This is a genomic window from Limnothrix sp. HT2024 (assembly GCF_059138625.1).
Map to the genome: position 1 here is coordinate 1,697,219 of NZ_CM181121.1, position 17,261 is coordinate 1,714,479.

General features: G+C 58.0%; 13 protein-coding genes. 1 reads left to right on the forward strand and 12 read right to left on the reverse strand.

The window, feature by feature from the left end:
* Positions 1–9: 9 nt before the first annotated feature.
* The 7 genes from AC2IAX_RS06850 to AC2IAX_RS06880 form a co-directional block, all read right to left on the reverse strand.
* Complete coding sequence (locus AC2IAX_RS06850) at positions 10–2,097, reverse strand: thioredoxin domain-containing protein (protein ID WP_494389896.1); 2,088 nt, start codon at positions 2,095–2,097, stop codon at positions 10–12.
* Positions 2,098–2,101: 4 nt separating this feature from the next.
* Positions 2,102–2,962, reverse strand: a complete 861-nt coding sequence (locus AC2IAX_RS06855; protein WP_494389897.1) for a matrixin family metalloprotease — start codon at positions 2,960–2,962, stop codon at positions 2,102–2,104.
* Positions 2,963–2,975: 13 nt separating this feature from the next.
* Complete coding sequence (gene secG, locus AC2IAX_RS06860; protein ID WP_099534985.1) at positions 2,976–3,206, reverse strand: preprotein translocase subunit SecG; 231 nt, start codon at positions 3,204–3,206, stop codon at positions 2,976–2,978.
* An 81-nt stretch (positions 3,207–3,287) separates the two neighbouring features.
* Complete coding sequence (gene gpmI / locus AC2IAX_RS06865; protein ID WP_494389898.1) at positions 3,288–4,886, reverse strand: 2,3-bisphosphoglycerate-independent phosphoglycerate mutase; 1,599 nt, start codon at positions 4,884–4,886, stop codon at positions 3,288–3,290.
* A gap of 107 nt (positions 4,887–4,993) precedes the next feature.
* A complete protein-coding gene (locus tag AC2IAX_RS06870) occupies positions 4,994–6,724 on the reverse strand; it encodes an ABC transporter ATP-binding protein (protein WP_494389899.1) in 1,731 nt (576 codons plus the stop codon).
* A gap of 827 nt (positions 6,725–7,551) precedes the next feature.
* Positions 7,552–9,132 (reverse strand): phosphoglycerate dehydrogenase, encoded by a 1,581-nt coding sequence (gene serA, locus AC2IAX_RS06875; RefSeq protein ID WP_494389900.1) that lies wholly within the window; start codon positions 9,130–9,132, stop codon positions 7,552–7,554.
* A 219-nt stretch (positions 9,133–9,351) separates the two neighbouring features.
* A complete protein-coding gene (locus AC2IAX_RS06880) occupies positions 9,352–10,752 on the reverse strand; it encodes an aldehyde dehydrogenase family protein (protein WP_494389901.1) in 1,401 nt (466 codons plus the stop codon).
* 77 nt (positions 10,753–10,829) lie between these two features.
* Here AC2IAX_RS06880 and AC2IAX_RS06885 point away from each other — a divergent pair, with 77 nt between their 5' ends.
* Entirely contained in the window at positions 10,830–12,227 is a 1,398-nt protein-coding gene (locus AC2IAX_RS06885; RefSeq protein WP_494389902.1) for an FGGY-family carbohydrate kinase, read from the forward strand.
* Here AC2IAX_RS06885 and AC2IAX_RS06890 read toward each other — a convergent pair.
* The 5 genes from AC2IAX_RS06890 to psb28 all read right to left on the reverse strand — a co-directional run bounded on the left by AC2IAX_RS06890 (position 12,224) and on the right by psb28 (position 17,138).
* Positions 12,224–13,657 carry a cytochrome P450 gene (locus AC2IAX_RS06890; protein ID WP_494389903.1) on the reverse strand — a complete coding sequence of 478 codons (1,434 nt, stop codon included), beginning with the start codon at positions 13,655–13,657 and terminating at the stop codon, positions 12,224–12,226. The genes AC2IAX_RS06885 and AC2IAX_RS06890 overlap by 4 nt on opposite strands.
* 89 nt (positions 13,658–13,746) lie before the next feature.
* A complete protein-coding gene (locus AC2IAX_RS06895; RefSeq protein ID WP_494389904.1) occupies positions 13,747–14,739 on the reverse strand; it encodes a methyltransferase domain-containing protein in 993 nt (330 codons plus the stop codon).
* A gap of 84 nt (positions 14,740–14,823) precedes the next feature.
* A complete protein-coding gene (locus AC2IAX_RS06900) occupies positions 14,824–15,507 on the reverse strand; it encodes a class I SAM-dependent methyltransferase (RefSeq protein WP_494389905.1) in 684 nt (227 codons plus the stop codon).
* 86 nt (positions 15,508–15,593) lie between these two features.
* Entirely contained in the window at positions 15,594–16,511 is a 918-nt protein-coding gene (gene thyD / locus AC2IAX_RS06905; RefSeq protein ID WP_494389906.1) for a thylakoid membrane protein ThyD, read from the reverse strand.
* Positions 16,512–16,742: 231 nt separating this feature from the next.
* Positions 16,743–17,138: a photosystem II reaction center protein Psb28 gene (gene psb28, locus AC2IAX_RS06910; protein WP_494389907.1), complete on the reverse strand. Its 396-nt coding sequence runs from the start codon at positions 17,136–17,138 to the stop codon at positions 16,743–16,745.
* Positions 17,139–17,261 lie beyond the last annotated feature (123 nt).

Here is a 17,261-nt window from a genome sequence, read left to right on the forward strand (position 1 = left end):
GCCATGAGCCTACCCCTGGCATTGTTTCAACAGAGACCAGAGTTGAGCTTGATCCGTGGCGGCAGGCAAGCAGGTTAGCCCTTTGCACACCAGGGCGATCGCCCCTTGCGGTAATTGCTCATCCAACCGCAAAACCGTAGTCGGCAAATATTGCTGGGCCAAGAGGGCCAGGGTTTCCGCCTTGGCCCGCACCAGCACGGGCCGCTGGAACTGATCCAAGGCTGCCAGCAAACTGGGACAAGCGCGAGGGTGCTCGCTTAAGAAACGATGGAAACTGCGAAAGCCCTGTTCAGCGCGATCAAGATAGGTCAGATTCTCCGTGAGCAGGGCCAGGCGTACCAAGTTGCCCAGGGCTGTGCCGTTGGCGGCGGGGGTGGCGTTGTCGATGATGCTCCGCTCGCGAATGATTAAATCCGGGCGATCGTCCGCGTTGAAATATCCACCCTGGTCGGCATCCCACAGGTACTGATCAAATTCCGTTTGTAATTGGGTCGCCCAGTCCAGCCACTGATCCGCTTCTGAGGGGGAAATTTGCCCCGTGGCGATCAGGGCCGTTGCGGCCTGGTGCAGTTCCAGCAAGCCGCGAATCACTTCGGCATAGTCTTCCGCTTGGGCCCCGATCGCCGGTTGCCCGTCGTAGTTCAGCCGATAGAAGCGATCGCCCGAGTTGTGATGAGTCTGCAAAAAGCGGGCCGCTCGGGCCGCTAATTGGTAGGCGGGCAAGTCCTGAAACACAGCGGCCGCCCGGGCCAGCCCGGCAATCATCAGGCCATTCCAAGCGGCGATCGCCTTGGTGTCGGTGACAGCGGGAATGCGACCGGGCCAAGCAACGGTTTTAGCCTCGCTGGCGTTGCGGGCGGGCGGAAATTGGGCCAACTGGGCGCGGGGCTGGCCGTAACGCACCGTGAACAGGCGATCGAGCGCCGCTGTCACCCCATCCGGCAAGGTTCCGCCCGATCGCCGCTGCAACACATTCACACCCTCAAAGTTGCCCGGCACGGAAACTGTGAACTGTTCCACCAATGCCGAGAGGGTTTCCGGTTCCAACAGGGATTCCAGTTCATCCCAGCCCCAAACATAAAATGCCCCTTCTTCCGGTTCCGCCGCTGCGGGATCGGTGAAGCTGTCGGCATCTTGGGCCGCATAGAAGCCGCCGTCGGGATTGGTCATTTCGCGGCGAAGCCAGTCGATCGCCCCAAAAATTCCCGATCGCAGGGAAGGATCTTGGGCCCCCGCGCTCCACAGGTTCGCCAAAAACGCCACGATTTGCCCATTGTCGTAGAGCATTTTTTCAAAATGGGGCACTGTCCAGGTGGGATCAACGGTGTAGCGATGAAAGCCGCCGCCCACATGGTCGTTGATGCCGCCCAGGGCCAGGGCCACCCCCCGTTGCAAACTGGGACGCAGGGCTTCTGGAATTTGGTCGCTCCAAGGCTCGGGACTGGTGACCCGATAGCCCCGCAACACAAAATCTGCATAGGGAATCATTGGAAACCGATTGCTCGATCGCCCTTCGGCCAAAACCGCTGCATTTTCCTGCCAACCTTGCTCCACTAGGGTGCGATCGAACAAATTAGCCCCCGTGGCCAAATCCACCGTGGGTTGCAGGGCTGCCAGAATTTGCCCTTTAATTTGCGCCACTTGCTCCGGCTGTTGGTCGTAGTGATCGCGCAGCGCCTGCAACAATTGCAAAAATCCTGGCCGGCCGTAGCGCGGCTCCACCGGAAAATAGGTTCCCCCATAAAACGGCACTAAATCGTAGGGATCCAGCCAAATATTCAGCGGCCAGCCCCCCTGAGCAATCATCATTTGCAGCGCTTGCATATAGATACTGTCGATGTCGGGGCGCTCTTCCCGATCGACCTTAATGGGCAAGAAATTGGCATTCAGGTAATCCGCGATCGCCGGATCTGAAAAGGCCTCACCTTCCATCACCGTGCACCAATGGCAACTTGAATAGCCGATGGACAGAAAAATCGGTTTATTTTCCTGTTTCGCCTGGGCCAGGGCTTCCTCACACCAAGGCCACCAGTCGATCGGGTTATGGGCGTGTTTTTGAAGATAAAGACTTTGACTTTGGGCCAGACGATTAGGCATGGTTTTAATCGGGAATTTGATAGGAATTTAGAGACCAACCGAGGCGCGTTGGTTGTTCATAAACTTTGACCAAGGTGTTCAGATCTCGATCGGAAATGAGGGGCGGGTCTGCCACGGCGGCAGCATATAAAACATCGCGCGAATTTTGGCTATGGCCCCAAATCCCCAGGGCATGACCCAACTCGTGGCGAGCTGTGCCCAGCAGTTGAGCAAACGCACGATCGCCCCGCAGCTCGATCGTAAATCGGTGGGCCAGTCGGGGGCGATCGCCCCGCAGATCCCAATAGAACTCATAGGTGGTGCGGGCGTTGGCGGCTCGGGGCAAGCCGGCCGCCGTGCGCAGGGTGGGATTGCCCAGGGCGATCGTGATGTCGGCCGGGGTTGAATCCGCCGCATCCAGCAGTTGCAGCGATAAATAAGGTTGCCAATCAGCGATCGCCTGGGTCACGGCCTTGCGCCAAGCTGCCGCTCGGGGCGGGGTGGGGGCCAGGGCAACGGTGATCGGAAACTGCGACCAGATCAGGTGACCCACGATCGAGGGTTCAATTTGGTCGAAATAATCTGAACCAAAGGAATCTGGGTCGAAGTCATCCCTGGCCCCGTTACGCGGCGGAACAAGTCTTGATTGGGCCGCAGGGCGATCGCGCCACTGTTGCAAACGGGTTGGCAGCGGGTGTACCTGGGGCGGCGGCAGTTGGGAGAGCAGGGCCGGCGGTGGTTCCGTTGCTTGGGCGATCGAGTCACCCCCTCGATCGGCTAGCCCCAAACCGCTCCAAGCCAGGCAGCCCAAAACACAACAGAGCGCGATCGCCCCGTAGACCATCGCGCTCTGCCATCGTTGTCGGTTGCGGGACATCCCACCCATTGGGCGATCGCCCCTAACCCTTCAGCCAGCCAGCACTCAGCACCACCGCCAAACCCATGAACACCAAAGCCAGCGTCCAGGTAATGCGATTTAGCGTGGCTTCCGCGCTCTTGGTGCTCGAAAACAGTTGAGCTTGGCCGCCAATGCCGCCGAGACCGTCGCCCTTGGGGCTGTGCAACAGCACAAACACCACCAAACCGAGGGCAGACAGGGCCCAGATTATTTCCAAAATCGTGGTCAACATAGGGAACGCAGGATTGTACCCAGCAATAGCGGAATCAACATTTTACGGCCGGATGGAGACCCCGAGCGGCCCTCCATGCGTCTAAACGCCCACTGTCACTGGCGTGCGATTCAACTTGGCTTCATAGGCCGCCGGAGCCACGATCGACTTGCCCGTCATTTCAGAGGGCTGCGGCAAATTCAGCAATTGCAGAATCGTTGGCGCAATATCCGCCAAGCAACCATCATCCCGCAACTGAACATCGCCGCCATGGCCGACCACCTTTCGGCGCTCCCCTTCGACCACGATAAACGGGACACGGTTGGTGGTGTGAGCCGTCCAGGGATTACCCGCTTCATCAAACATATATTCCGCATTGCCGTGGTCAGCGGTGATCAGCACCGTGCCGCCCACCTTGGAGACCGCCGTTAACACCCGGCCCAAACAGCGATCAACCGTTTCAATGGCCTGAATGGCTGCTTCCATCTGTCCGGTGTGGCCCACCATGTCCGGATTGGCATAGTTCACCACCACCAGGGAGTAGACCTCCTTTTGAATGGCGGAAACTACCGCATCGGTCACCGCGTCCGCAGACATGGCCGGCGCGCGATCGTAAGTTGGCACCATCGGGCTGGGGATCAACACCCGATCTTCCCCTTCAAAGGGATCTTCCAAGCCACCATTGAAGAAGTAGGTGACATGGGCATATTTTTCCGTTTCAGCGGCTCGAAACTGGCGGAGGCGATGATTCGCCAACACCTCACCCAAAATGTTTTTCAGATCCTGCGGCGCAAAGGCCACGGCCACGGGCAGCTCGGGATCATATTGGGTGAAGGTGACGAAATGGATCGGCTGCACCAATTCACGCTCAAACCCATCAAACTGAGGATCCATGAACGCTTGGGTGAGCTGCCGCGCCCGATCGGGACGGAAATTGAAGAAAATTACACCGTCTTGGGCCGCCACGGCTCCAGGAGCCACCCGCACCGGCAGAATGAACTCATCAAAAACCTTTTCCGCGTAGGAGTCCCGAAGGATCTGCACGGGCGATCGCCCATCCACCTCGCCCTCCGTGGCCATCACCTGGTAGGCTTTTTGCACCCGATCCCAGCGGCGATCGCGATCCATCGCGTAGTAGCGCCCGGAAACCGTTGTGATTTGCCCCACCCCCGCGTCATCAAGCAGCCCTTGCAGTCGCGTCAGGAACTCAATGCCACTGTTGGGCTGAGTATCGCGGCCATCGGTGATGGCATGAATACAAACTTCGGTAATTCCCTGTTGCTTCGCCAGCTTCAGTAACCCAGCCACATGATCCAGATGGGAATGCACACCCCCATCGGAGCAAAGACCAATCAGATGGAGCTTGCCGCCACTGGCCTTCACCTGTTGGCAGGTGGCCACCAAGGCAGGATTGTTCAAAATCGAATCGTCTTCAACGGCATCGGAAATGCGAACCAACTCTTGGGGCACAATCCGACCTGCACCAATGTTCAGGTGGCCCACCTCGGAGTTACCCATTTGTCCCTCGGGTAGTCCAACCGCCTTGCCTGATGTGCGGATCAGTGTGTGGGGATAGGCTGCCCAAAGGCTATCAACGATCGGGGTTTTCGCTTCAGCAATTGCATTACCGTTGCGATCTTCGCGGTAGCCCCAGCCGTCAAGAATGATCAGCACGACAGGGGAGACAGTTGACTCCACCATACTCTGATTGCTCTTCATATTTGCTTAATTTTCCCGCCATAATAGCACCGAGATTTAACCTATAAGCCTGGGATGGTTTGTGGCGCATCCCAGACGTTACAAGGTATTTACAAACCGGTGTTTGCTTTTTTCGCGTCCTGCTTGGCCCGTTGCTTTTCGCGCTCTTTCTCTCGCTTGGCGGCCGCTTTGTCCGTTTTCTCTTGGGCAATGGCTGCCAACTTTGCTTGCTCTTGTTCCTCGGCAATCTTGTCGAGATAGTAGCGATAGTTGCCCTGATAAACGCGCAGTTCGCCTTCACGAACTTCCACAATTTTGTTGGCAACTTGCGAAATAAAGTATCGATCGTGCGACACGATCAAGGCAGTGCCATCAAATTGCGTCAGGGCTGATTCGAGGGTTTCTTTTGCAGGAATGTCCAAGTGGTTGGTTGGCTCGTCCAAAATCAGCAGATTAACGGGCTGAACGAGCATTTTGGCGAGGGCTAAACGCGCCTTTTCGCCCCCACTCAAGGATTCAACTTTCTTGAGCACCGCTTCGCCACTGAACAGGAAACGGCCCAAGAGGCTGCGCACCTCTTCCTCTTTCCAGTCTGGGGCTTCGTCCCGCAGGGTGTCAATGACGGTTTTGTGTAAATCCAGGGCTTCGGCTTGGTTTTGCTCAAAATACCCGGGGATCACGTTGTGTTGACCAATTTGGGCGGTTCCCTCGGTGGGGGTTTCCCGACCCATGATCATGCGCAACAGGGTGGATTTACCGCAACCATTGGGACCCAAGAAGGCGATCCGATCGCCCCGTTCCACGGTTAAGTTTGCACCCAGGAACAGGATTTTATCGGCCCAAGCGTGGGTCAGGTCTTCAATTTTGACCACCTCGCGACCACTGCGCGGGGCGGGCGGAAACCGAAACCGCAGGGTGCGCACGTCGGCCACGGGAGCTTCGAGGCGCTCCACTTTTTCTAGTTGTTTTTCGCGGCTCTTGGCCTGGGTGCTGCGGGTGGCGCTGGCCCGGAACCGATCGACGAAGGCTTGCTGCTTGTCTAGCTCCTTTTGTTGGCGATCGTAGGCCGCTTGGAGGGCGCTGCGATTTTCTTCTTTTTGGGCCAGGTATTGGGAATAGTTACCCAGATAGGTGGTGGACACACCGCGCTCGGTTTCCACAACGGTGGTACAGAGCCGATCGAGAAATTCTCGGTCATGGGAAATCAAGACCAGCGGTTTACCCAGTTGCTTTAGGTAGCCTTCGAGCCACTCGATCGACTCGAGATCCAAGTGGTTGGTCGGCTCGTCCAATAGCAACAGATCCGGCTCTTGCAGCATCACCTTGCCCAAGCAGATCCGCATTTGCCAGCCGCCACTGAAGGAACTGACCAGCCGATCGCCATCGTCCGGCTCAAATCCCAGTTCCGGCAACAATCGATCGACCCGGGCTTCTAGACCATAGCCATCAAGGGCTTCAAACCGGCGTTGCAAACGATCAAGATCGCGCAGCAACGCTTCTAGGCGATCGGGATCCGCCACACCCATCTCGTTTTGCACTTGGTGCATTTGATCCTGCACCTCGCAAGCTTCCGTGAAAGCCGAGAACAGTTCTTCGCGCACCGTGCGGCAAGGATCCACATCAAACTCTTGGTTGAGATAACCAATGCGCAAATCAGCCGGGCGAATAATTTGCCCGGCCGTTGGCTCAATCTCACCCATGATGATTTTGAGTTGGGTGGATTTACCTGCCCCATTCACACCAACTAACCCAACCCGATCGCCGGGCTTGACCTCCCAGCTCACATCCCGCAGGACTTGGCCCGTTGGGTAAATTTTTTGGATGCGTTCCAAACGCAGCACGTTTGCCTCCCGGTTTCAGGTTTGCTGGTCGTTAACGTGGTTGAACTGGTTGAGCTTCAAACTGAAGGGAATCTTAGACCAATGCACGAAAGCGTAAAAGCTTTGAGCGTGAAACTCCCTTCGGCAGTGGTTCTGGCTTGAGACTCACACCACAGTGAAATGATTGGGATCGATCGGGCGATCGAAGCCAAATGGGTATAGGACAGCCTGCCAACGTTACGGATCGCGCTTAATCGGTTATCCGGTTTTGCCGTTGCTCCGACCAATTGCCGACCCCTTTTAGGTTTTATCCAGCTAGACTCAGCCAGACTCGGTGAGCAGCATCAATAAAGATGCGACCAGCAAACTGTTGTCTTTGTAACAAAACTTAGGCCGTATGGTAGCAGGGTCAGGCCCGATCGCCTAGTTTTTTTGTCAGGGAGTGACCATTAATTTTGCTCATAGGCTTGCTCATGGGTTAGCCCATCGGCCTACTGATCAGTCGATTTTTGCTCAAGAAAAAACCTCGAGCTGGGCCAGCCAGCAATCGAGGTTTCAATCGGGGTGCATCTACATGGAGTGGTTTTCAGCCCTCCAGTCATTAGCTCCGGATGTTTTTCAGCAAAGAAGCCTAGGGTTTGTCGTCATTTCCTAGAATCCAGCAAAAGCGGTTAAACGGTTGATTTTCCATGTCCCAGTCGTCGTAACAAGGGGCTTAAGCCCCTTGTCCCCCACGATCTGCCAACGGTGGAATCAAGATTTTGGGCGATTTGACGACAGGCCCTAGGATCCGTCATCATTTCCACCGCCGTAGGGGTTGGGTTTCCCAACCCTAATTTGAGCGATCGCTAAAGCACCACCGTGAAAGCATCGCGGATGCCCGGAACCTTCACAATCTCTTCGAGCAGACCATCGGGCAACAGATCATCAATGCTCAGCACCATCACCGCATCGCCGCGCACAATCTTGCGGCCCACCTGCATACTGGCGATATTCACATTGAAGCTCCCCAGCAGCGAGCCGATTTTCCCAATGATCCCCGGCATATCCCGGTGCTTGGTCAGCAGCATGTAGCGGGTGGGAGTGACGTTAATCGGGAAATCATCAATTCCGGTGATGTGGATTTCGCCGTCACTCAGCAGGGTGGCCGTGGCCGAATGTTCACCCAGCGAACCCACCGCCGACAGGTGCAGCGAGCCGGTGTAGTCCCGGACGGAGGAATCGCGGGTTTCAATCACCCGGATGCCCCGCTCCTTGGCTTCAATGCTGGCGTTGACGTAGTTCACCCGTTCCCGCAGGGCCTGGGACAGCAGGCCTTTCAGGGCCGCGATCGTGATCGGTTTGCTGTCTTTTTCCGCCAATTCCCCTTGCAGACGCACCGTCAGGGATTCCACCCGGCCGCCAGCCAGTTGGCTCACCAAAGTGCCCAGGGTTTCCGCCAACTTCAGGTAAGGCCGCAGTTGCTCCATCACATCGGGATAAAGACCCGGAATGTTCACAGCCGATCGCGCCGGCAGACCCAGCAGCACATCGCGGATTTGCTCCGCCACGTCGATCGCCACATTCACCTGAGCCTCTTCCGTGGAAGCGCCCAAGTGCGGAGTCAGCACCACTTCTTTACCCAAGCTCTTGAGGGGTGAATCTCCCAGCGGCTCATCCACAAACACATCAAGGGCCGCGCCGCCAATTCGATTTTCCTTCAGGGCTTCATAGAGCGCTTGCTCATCGATGATGCCGCCCCGGGCGCAGTTGACGATCCGCACCGTCGGCTTCATCTTGGCCAACGCTTCAGCATTGATCAGGTTGGCCGTTTCCGGCGTTTTCGGCATGTGCAGGGTGATGAAATCCGACTCACGGAACAGCAAGTCCAAATCCACCAAGCGACAACCCAACTGCTCGGCGCGCTCCTTGGAAATGAAGGGGTCATAGGCCAGCAGCTTCATGCCCATGGCCTTGGCGCAGGAGGCCACATGGGAGCCAATTTTGCCCAACCCCAAAACCCCGAGGGTCTTTTTGTAAACTTCCACGCCCGTGAAGTTTTTGCGATCCCAGTTGCCGGCCTTGGTGGACTCGTTGGCGGCAGGGATGTAGCGCGACATGGACAGCATCATGGCCAGGGCGTGCTCAGCGGCGGCGATCGTGTTGCCTTCCGGCGAGTTCACAACCACAACCCCTTGGCGGGTGGCGGCGGGCACATCCACGTTATCGACTCCGACCCCAGCGCGGCCAATGATTTTCAGGCTTTGGCCGGCTTCGATTACACGGGCAGTGACGCGGGTACCCGATCGAATCATGAGCGCGTCATATTCACCGATGATTTGCACCAGCTCATCTTCGGGCAGGCCGGTGCGGACATCGACTTGGGCCACTTGCGACAGAATGTCGAGGCCGGCTTTGTCGATCGGGTCGGAGACAAGTACCTTCGGCATGGGGCGAGTGTGCGGTTGGCAGATAGGAAAGGTCTAGTTCGCTGCGGGTTGACGAAGCGAGGGTTTGGCCCAAAGTTGCCAGCCAAAATCGCGACAAATCACTGAGGATCTGCGATTGGGTGATTTAGGAGTGGGCTGGGCTAACTTGCAGCATCCTATTCTACAGGGGGTGATCACGATCACGATCGCCCCTAATATTTCCTTGGGCTTAAGGGACGGTTAAGACCGCAATCGCGACAGCCAAGCTAATTTGTTGTCGTCGTAGGGCGGATAGCGCATCGGAAATTCCGGTTTGGCCGATCGCCACAGGTGGCTGCGCTGATAGGAAAATAGCTCAAACCCAGCCCGGCCGTGATAGCGACCCATGCCGCTGGCTCCCACGCCGCCGAAGGGCAAATCGGGCACGGTGGCTTGCACCAACAAATCATTCACACAAAGGGATCCCGAGGTGGTTTCCCGGCCGATCGCTTGGCTGATGGTGCGATCATTGGCAAACACATAGCAGGCCAAAGGATGGGGTCGGGCATTGATTTGGGCGATCGCCCCGTCCAAGTGGTCGTAGGCCAACACCGGCAAAATGGGCCCAAAAATCTCCTCTTGCATCACGGGATCGTTCCACTGCACCGCCGCCAACAGGGTTGGGGCCAAGTAGCGCTGCACCGGATCCGCATCCCCGCCCACCACCCTCTGGCCCGAGCCGGGAATCAGCCGCAATAGCCGTTCTAGGTGATAGTCATTGGCGATGCGGGCAAAATCGGGGCTGAGGCTGGGAGTAGGGCCAAAAAAGTCGGTGATGGCCCCTTGGGCCAACGCCAGAAACTCCGCTTCCCGATCGCGCGGCACCAACACATAGTCAGGGGCCAAGCAGCTTTGTCCTGCATTGAAAAACTTGCCCCAAACAATTCGCCGGGCCGCGATCGGGAAATCGGCCGAGCGATCGAGAATGCAGGGATTTTTGCCCCCCAGCTCCAGGGTGACCGGTGTGAGTCGCTGGGCCGCGTAGGCCATCACCACCTTCGCCACCGTGGGGCCACCCGTATAAAAAATATGATCGAAGGGTTCCTCCAGCAGAGCTTGGCTGATTTGAATTCCCCCTTCCGCCACCGCCACATACATTGGGTCAAAGGCCCGGCGAATTAAATCCGCGATCGCCCGAGAACTCTGGGGAGCAACCTCCGAGGGCTTAATCACCGCGCAGTTGCCCGCCGCGATCGCCCCCACCAGCGGCCCCAAGGTCAACTGCACGGGATAGTTCCAAGCCCCCATAATCAACACCACCCCCAACGGCTCCCGCTGCACCTTGGCCCGACCGGGCCAGAGGGTGACAGGCAACCCGACCGATCGAGGCTTAACCCAGCTCCGCAGATGCTTGAGGGCCTGGTCAATTTCCAATAGGCAAAATTCCAACTCCGCCAGCACCGCTTCAAAGGGAGGTTTGCCCAAATCCATCTGCAAGGCCCGTAGGAGCTGATCCTGCTGTTCTTCAATGGCCCGGCGCAGATCCTGAAGCCGTCGCAGCCGATAATCCACATCGCGGGTGTAGCCCAACTTGAAAAAGTCGTGCTGGGTTTTCACCAATTCCTGAGGCGAGGTGGCAGAAGGCGCGATCGGCTGAGGCATAGGAGCAAAATTGGGCAAAGGCAGCAATCAAGCTTCAACTTAACGCACTGGCAGTGAACCCACTAGGAACCATGGGTATGGATTGGAACCTCGATGAACGATGGGCCAACCGGTTGGCGATGGGCATTGATTTTGGAACCTCCGGGGCCCGGGCCATGGTGGTCGATCGATGGGGATCGGTGGTGGCTCAGGCACAGGTGAGCGCATCGGGGACGGGATTGGGGAATGCAGCCGATTGGTTGGCGCAATTGACGGCCCTGCTGGCGGATTTGCCCCGATCGGTGCGGCAACAAACGGGGGCGATCGCCATTAATGGCACATCGGGAACGGTGCTGCTGTGCGATCGCCAGGGTCACCCTCTGACCGATCCCCTCGCCTACGATGACGATCGGGGCCAATCCGTTTTGCCCCAGATTGCCGCGATCGCCCCAGCAGATCACGTCACCCACAGTGCCACCTCCAGCCTGGCCAAGCTGCTCTGGTGGCGAGCAACGCGATTCGACGGTCAATGGCCCACGGCAGATCCGCCCCAATTGCTACATCAAGCGGATTGGCTCGGGGCCCAACTGCACGGCCAATTCGGGATTACGGACTATCACAACGCGCTGAAATTGGGGGGCAACCCCATCCGCCAAACCTATCCCCAATGGTTGTGCGATTTGGATATTGCGCCATCACTGCCCCAAATTGCCCAACCGGGCCAGGCGATCGGAACCATTTTGCCCCAGTGGGCCGATCGCTGGGATTTCCCGATCGATTGCCAAATTTGCACCGGTACGACCGATAGTATTGCGGCATTTTTGGCCAGCGAAGTCCAGGAACCTGGCCAGGCAGTCACTTCCTTGGGATCGACCCTGGCAATTAAATTACTGAGCGAGCAGCCCGTGGCCGATCGCGCTCATGGGGTCTATAGCCACTTTCTGGGGCGATCGTTAATGGCCCGCTTGGCCCCTGTGGGTGGTAGCAAGACCTCTCGCCCCCCTTCAGCCGATCGCTGGTTGGTGGGCGGGGCTTCCAATGCGGGCGGCCGAGTGTTGCGGCACTTCTTTTCTGACCAAGATTTACAACGGCTCAGTGCCCAAATTGATCCCCAGCAGCCCAGCCCCCTCGACTATTACCCCCTACTGGAGCCGGGCGATCGCTTCCCCATTTGCGATCCCCACCTGCCCCCGCGTCTCACGCCCCGACCGACGGATCCCACCGCCTTTTTGCAAGGCATTTTGGAGGGTTTAGCCCGAATTGAGGCCGAAGGCTATCAGCTATTGCAGCAGTTGGGAGCCAGCCCGCTGCAATCAGTGCAGACGGCCGGCGGTGGGGCAAAAAACGATGTTTGGACGGCCATTCGATCGCGCCATTTGGGTTGCCCCGTGCGATCGGCCAGGCAGACGGAGGCGGCCTATGGCACAGCCAGGCTTGCTTGGGCCGGCTTGCTCGGGTCGCGGCCCCACAATTCATCCCCTGATGATCAGTCCTAGGCCACCGTTTGGGGCAGGAGCACTGGGGCAGGAGTCACCCGATCACGCCGGGTCATCCGCAATCGCAGCGGCCCATTGGGTCCCACGGTCACCCCTCGGCGGGCCGGGCGGGGCGGAACCACCCCGGCATAGGCCACCGACCAATCCATCAGCAGCGTTGCCAACACCAACTTCATTTCAAACTGGGCAAAGGCCATGCCAATGCAACTTCGGTTGCCGCCGCCAAAGGTCAAAAATTCCGAATTGCTGAACGATCGCTCCAAAAATCGTTCGGGTTGGAACTGGGTTGGGTTGGGATACAAATCCGGCCGGCGGTGAGCGCTGTAAATGTTGGGCGAGACAATGGCCCCAGCGGGATAGTCATGTCCCCCGATCGTCGTGGGCTTTAGCAGGCGGCGCGGACTGCCAATCAGGGCCACGGGATAAATGCGTAAGGTTTCCTGGCAAAAGGCGTTCAGGTAGGGCAGTTTGGCGATCGCCATCGGTTCCGGATCCGGCCCCAGTTCGGCAATTTCCGCCCGAATTCGATCGCCCATGGCCGGAAACTGCGTCACCCACCACAGGGCCCAAGCCAAGGAGGTGGCGGTGGTTTCATGGCCCGCCAGCAACAGGGTCATTAATTCGTCGCGAATTTCCTCATCGCTCATGGGCTGGCCCGCCTCATCCCGAGCCGCCAACAACAAACTCAAAATATCGGTGCGATCGCTCGGCCCCCGATTGGGGGATTGGCCCGGTTGAGCAGCATCCTGTTGAGCATGGCTCTGTTCAGCGCGGCGATCGGTAATTTCCCCATAGAGCAGCGCATCAAGCTGATGCCGCAACTTCAGAAAATAGCCCCAAGGACTCCAGGGGCCCCAATCCCGTTGCAGGGACGGCAAAAACAATAGGCTAGAGGTGAGGGGCGATCCCAACAAGTCCAGAATTTTGGTAGCCAAAACTTGAATTTGGCCATAGCGATCGCCATCCACTAGCCCAAACACCGCTTTCAGGATGGTTTTCAGCGTAATGACTTGGGTTACCTTGCGCCCGGCAATCACCTTTTGCGATCCCCAATCCGCCGCCTGTTGGCGGGTCAAGTCACAAATCAGCCGCCCATAGGCTGTCATCCGTTCGCCATGGAACGGTGGCAACAGCAACTTGCGGTGACGACGGTGGGGATTGCCATCCAATAACAACAGGGAATTGAGACCCACCAACGGCTCCAGCAGATAATTCATGGAACCACTTTCAATCCGGTTGGGATCCAGGGCAAACACATCCGCGATCGCCTCTGGATCAGCCACGAGGGTCATGCGCAACCCGGTGACCAGCCCCAGGGAAAACGTGGATCCCCACCGATCGGTGCATTGATCCAAAAAAGTCAGCGGATCAAACAGCCAGCGGAACAGTTGCCACCCGGCGGGACTCGGCACAGGATTGGGAAAAAGCATGACTTGCAAGGAGCGTCGGATTGGGCATGAGATTGGGCAATCGATTTGGGCGATCGATTTGGGCGATCGACTTGAGCGAGCCTTTTGCCCTAACGAGTGGTGGCAGCCTTGGCCAGTTCAACCGAAACCGGAGCCGCCGCCCGCACCGCTCGGAACATGCCAAACCGACAAAGCCCGGCCCCAAAAGCCAAGCGCATCAGCAGCAAGGTGGGCACTTCCCGCAAGGATTTCACCAGGCCGGGAATGCCAAACTTGATCAGGCCGGCGGGTCTGGCTACCCCTTGCCAGATGGAGTCGAGCCAAGAGGGCAAGGTTTCAGGAGTCCAATCAGCCGTCACCACATCGCCGTCCGTGAGACCCGTGGCGGCCAGGGCTTCGGCAAAGCCTTCAATGCTGGCGAAGGCCGGGTGGGCCCATTGCTCCAGCAGTTGTTTCATCACGGGGCGCTCCCAGCCATTGAGGGGCACTTGTCGATCGTCCCGCTGGTTCCAGTCAGCCACCACCAGAATTCCGCCGGGCTTGAGCACTCGCAGCAATTCCTTGGCAAAAACGGCCTTGTCGGGCATGTGGGGCCCCGCTTCGATCGACCAAACCACATCAAAGCTGGCATCGGGGAACGACAGGGCCATGGCATCATCCACCGCGAATTGCGCCGTCACATCGGGCGGGGTCAAGGATTGGGCCCGGGCTACTTGCTGGGGACTGATCGTAATGCCTGTGACTTGAAAGCCGTAGTCCTTGGCCAAAATGCGACTGCTGCCGCCAATGCCGCAGCCCACATCCAGCAGGGTTGTGCCGGCTGGCAGGCGATCGAGCTGGCCCCAACGCACCATTTCATGGACAAAATCCGCTTTCGCCACCAGAAAGTCCTTGCGGCGCGGAGGGGAGCCATAGTGACCCAAATGGATATGCTCACCCCAATAAAATTCCAAAATGCCGTCTGTGGTCCATTCGTCATAGGCGTTGGCGACGGAGTTGGCGGACTGGTACTTCCGGGGAGACCACAAATACAACGCCAGACCCAAAAGGGGCAAACCAACGAACAGGCCAAGGGCGATCGGGAGGGATAGGGGCAGGGTCATGGCAAAGGCAACCAAGCGGTCATTCAGCAATGGACAGGATCATCGAGTTGGGCAATTGATTTCCCCAAAAGGGGCGGCCCATGTCTAGCTTGCCAGATTTGGGCAGGGACGGCGGCGAGCGAGGGTCATCCCATCCCCGATCGGGACGAGGCTTAAATCCACCCGAGGGTCTTGGTGCAGCCGAGCGTTGAATTCGCGAATCGCTTCCGTGTTGTTTTCCTGGTTGGTGGGATCGACCACGCGCCCGGCCCACAGCACATTGTCAATGGCGATCAGGCCGCCGGGTCGCACCAGGGCTAAACAGCGATCGAGATAGTTGGGGTAATTTTTTTTGTCCGCGTCAATGAAGGCGAAGTCGAAGAGATCGGCCTGACCGTCCGCCAACAATCGATCGAGCGTTTCGAGGGCCGGCGCAATTCGCAGATCGATTTTGTGGGCAACGCCGGCCCGCTGCCAAAATTCCTGGGCGATCGCGGTGTCGTTGGCGCTCACATCGCAGGCCACAATCCGCCCCCGATCGGGCATGGCTAAGGCGACCGAAAGGGTGCTGTAGCCCGTGAAGGTGCCCACCTCGATCGCCCGCTCAGCCCCAATTAGCTGCACCAACAGGGCCATGAACTGGCCCTGTTCCGGCGCAATTTGCATTTGGGCGGCGGGGTGGCGAGCGGTCACCTGGCGCAGTTCCTGCAAAATTGGCGCTTCCCGCAGGGACACGGCCAACAAATAGTCATAGAGGCGATCGCTCAGATCCAGCGTGCGAGGAGACATGGCGGAGGGGATAGGGTTAATCAACAGCAAACGCCACCGGGCAGCGGGGGCAGTTGCGATTCTGGTTCCCCCGGCCCTGGCATGTCCTAGACGATCGCGCGTAAGGCCGCCGACAAGTCCCCATAGTCAAACTGGAAACCCGCCTGTTGGGCCCGATCGGGCAGTACACATTGACCTTCCAGCACCACTTGAGCTGCTTCCCCCAGCAATAGATCCAGCGCAAAGGCAGGTACCGGCAGCCAAGAGGGGCGATTCAGCAAATTGCCGAGCACCTGGCACAGTTCACCCATCCGCACCGGCTTGGGAGCCGTGGCGTTATAAACCCCGCTAAAGCTGGGATCCTTGAGCGATCGCTCAATCAGGTTCACCATGTCCATCAAATGAATCCAGGAAAACCACTGTTCACCCGTGCCTAAGGGGCCGCCCGCAAAGGCCCGAAACACCGGCAGCATTTTTCCCAGCGCACCCCCATCTCCCAGCACAATGCCCGTGCGCAAAATCACCAACCGGGTTTGCTGGGCCGTGATGGACTGGGCTTCCGCTTCCCAAGCTTGGCAAACCTGGGCCAAAAAGCCCTGGCCGGCATTGCTGGCCTCGGTGAAGGTGGCGGTTTCGCTGGGGCCATAAAACCCGATCGCGGAGGAGTTCACCAAAACGGTGGGTTTGGGATTGGCCGCCGCGATCGCCTCCACAATCCGCCGAGTTCCCAGTTGGCGACTGTCCAAAATTTCCTGCTTGCGGGCCGTAGTCCAGCGACCTTCCGCGATCGGCGCACCGGCCAGGTTCACCACCCCATCGCACCCCGCGATCGCCTGTTGCCAATCGCCAGCGGCCGTGGGTTCATAGCCCACAATCGACAGGTTGGGAAAGGCCGATCGGGGAAAACAGCGCTCCGCCCTTGCCCGATCGCGACTGAAAAGCACCAGGGAATCCCCTTGCTGATTCAACCGCTGCACCAAGGCACGGCCAATGAAACCGGTTGCTCCAGTGATTGCAACTTTCATGGGGACTCTTCGCCAGAAAAACGGTAGAAACGAGGGATCTGTATTGAATGGATTGGCGCAACGGATCTGGTTGATTTTGGCTGAGTAGCTTTGAATGACTCAGATCCCGAGAACGCATCATCCATGCCTAAAGATCGACTCATCCTATTGTCGATCCATTGTCGATTTGTCGATCAGCCCCCATGAATTAGCCGTTGATTCACCCACCCGATCGCCGGCCATGGCGATCTCCTAGCGCGGGGCATAACCCATCCCATTGGCATCGGCATAGCGATTCATGAACCGCATGAACCGATCCCACTGCTCTGGGATTTCAATCCGAAATTGACATTCAAACCGCTCGAAATCATCCCCTTCGGGCCCGCCGAAGATGAACCGCACGCTGGAAGGTTCTACCAAAATGTCGCCTTCCTCATCTCGCAGGCGCAGACTCCCGGAAAACCGATTGGTCACGGCCCGGAAGCGTTCAATGCAGTTCAGTTGCTCAAAAACCATCATCACGATCTTTGCACCCGTGGCCGGATCCCGTCGCAGGCTCACGTTGCTGGGATCTTCAACCACCCCATCAAAAAACTCCATGGATGGGGCGATCGCACTGTCGATCACGCCGCTGGTCGCATCGCTCATAGATACCTCCAAGGCCCCTGCGAGACTGATCCCCACAGGAAAAATACAGGGTGCTGATTTCTATGATCCGATACAGACAAGGCATTTAGGGCCCGTCGTCATTTCAATGCTGGATCTGCCCAA

Excerpts from the sequence above, each read along its gene's own strand:
- AC2IAX_RS06895 (WP_494389904.1), bottom strand. The coding sequence starts at position 14,739 with ATGACCCTGCCCCTATCCCTCCCGATCGCCCTTGGCCTGTTCGTTGGT.
- AC2IAX_RS06885 (WP_494389902.1), top strand. The coding sequence starts at position 10,830 with ATGGATTGGAACCTCGATGAACGATGGGCCAACCGGTTGGCGATGGGC.
- AC2IAX_RS06850 (WP_494389896.1), bottom strand. The coding sequence starts at position 2,097 with ATGCCTAATCGTCTGGCCCAAAGTCAAAGTCTTTATCTTCAAAAACAC.
- AC2IAX_RS06890 (WP_494389903.1), bottom strand. The coding sequence starts at position 13,657 with ATGCTTTTTCCCAATCCTGTGCCGAGTCCCGCCGGGTGGCAACTGTTC.
- secG (WP_099534985.1), bottom strand. The coding sequence starts at position 3,206 with ATGTTGACCACGATTTTGGAAATAATCTGGGCCCTGTCTGCCCTCGGT.
- thyD (WP_494389906.1), bottom strand. The coding sequence starts at position 16,511 with ATGAAAGTTGCAATCACTGGAGCAACCGGTTTCATTGGCCGTGCCTTG.
- gpmI (WP_494389898.1), bottom strand. The coding sequence starts at position 4,886 with ATGGTGGAGTCAACTGTCTCCCCTGTCGTGCTGATCATTCTTGACGGC.
- AC2IAX_RS06900 (WP_494389905.1), bottom strand. The coding sequence starts at position 15,507 with ATGTCTCCTCGCACGCTGGATCTGAGCGATCGCCTCTATGACTATTTG.
- AC2IAX_RS06855 (WP_494389897.1), bottom strand. The coding sequence starts at position 2,962 with ATGGGTGGGATGTCCCGCAACCGACAACGATGGCAGAGCGCGATGGTC.
- psb28 (WP_494389907.1), bottom strand. The coding sequence starts at position 17,138 with ATGAGCGATGCGACCAGCGGCGTGATCGACAGTGCGATCGCCCCATCC.
- AC2IAX_RS06880 (WP_494389901.1), bottom strand. The coding sequence starts at position 10,752 with ATGCCTCAGCCGATCGCGCCTTCTGCCACCTCGCCTCAGGAATTGGTG.
- serA (WP_494389900.1), bottom strand. The coding sequence starts at position 9,132 with ATGCCGAAGGTACTTGTCTCCGACCCGATCGACAAAGCCGGCCTCGAC.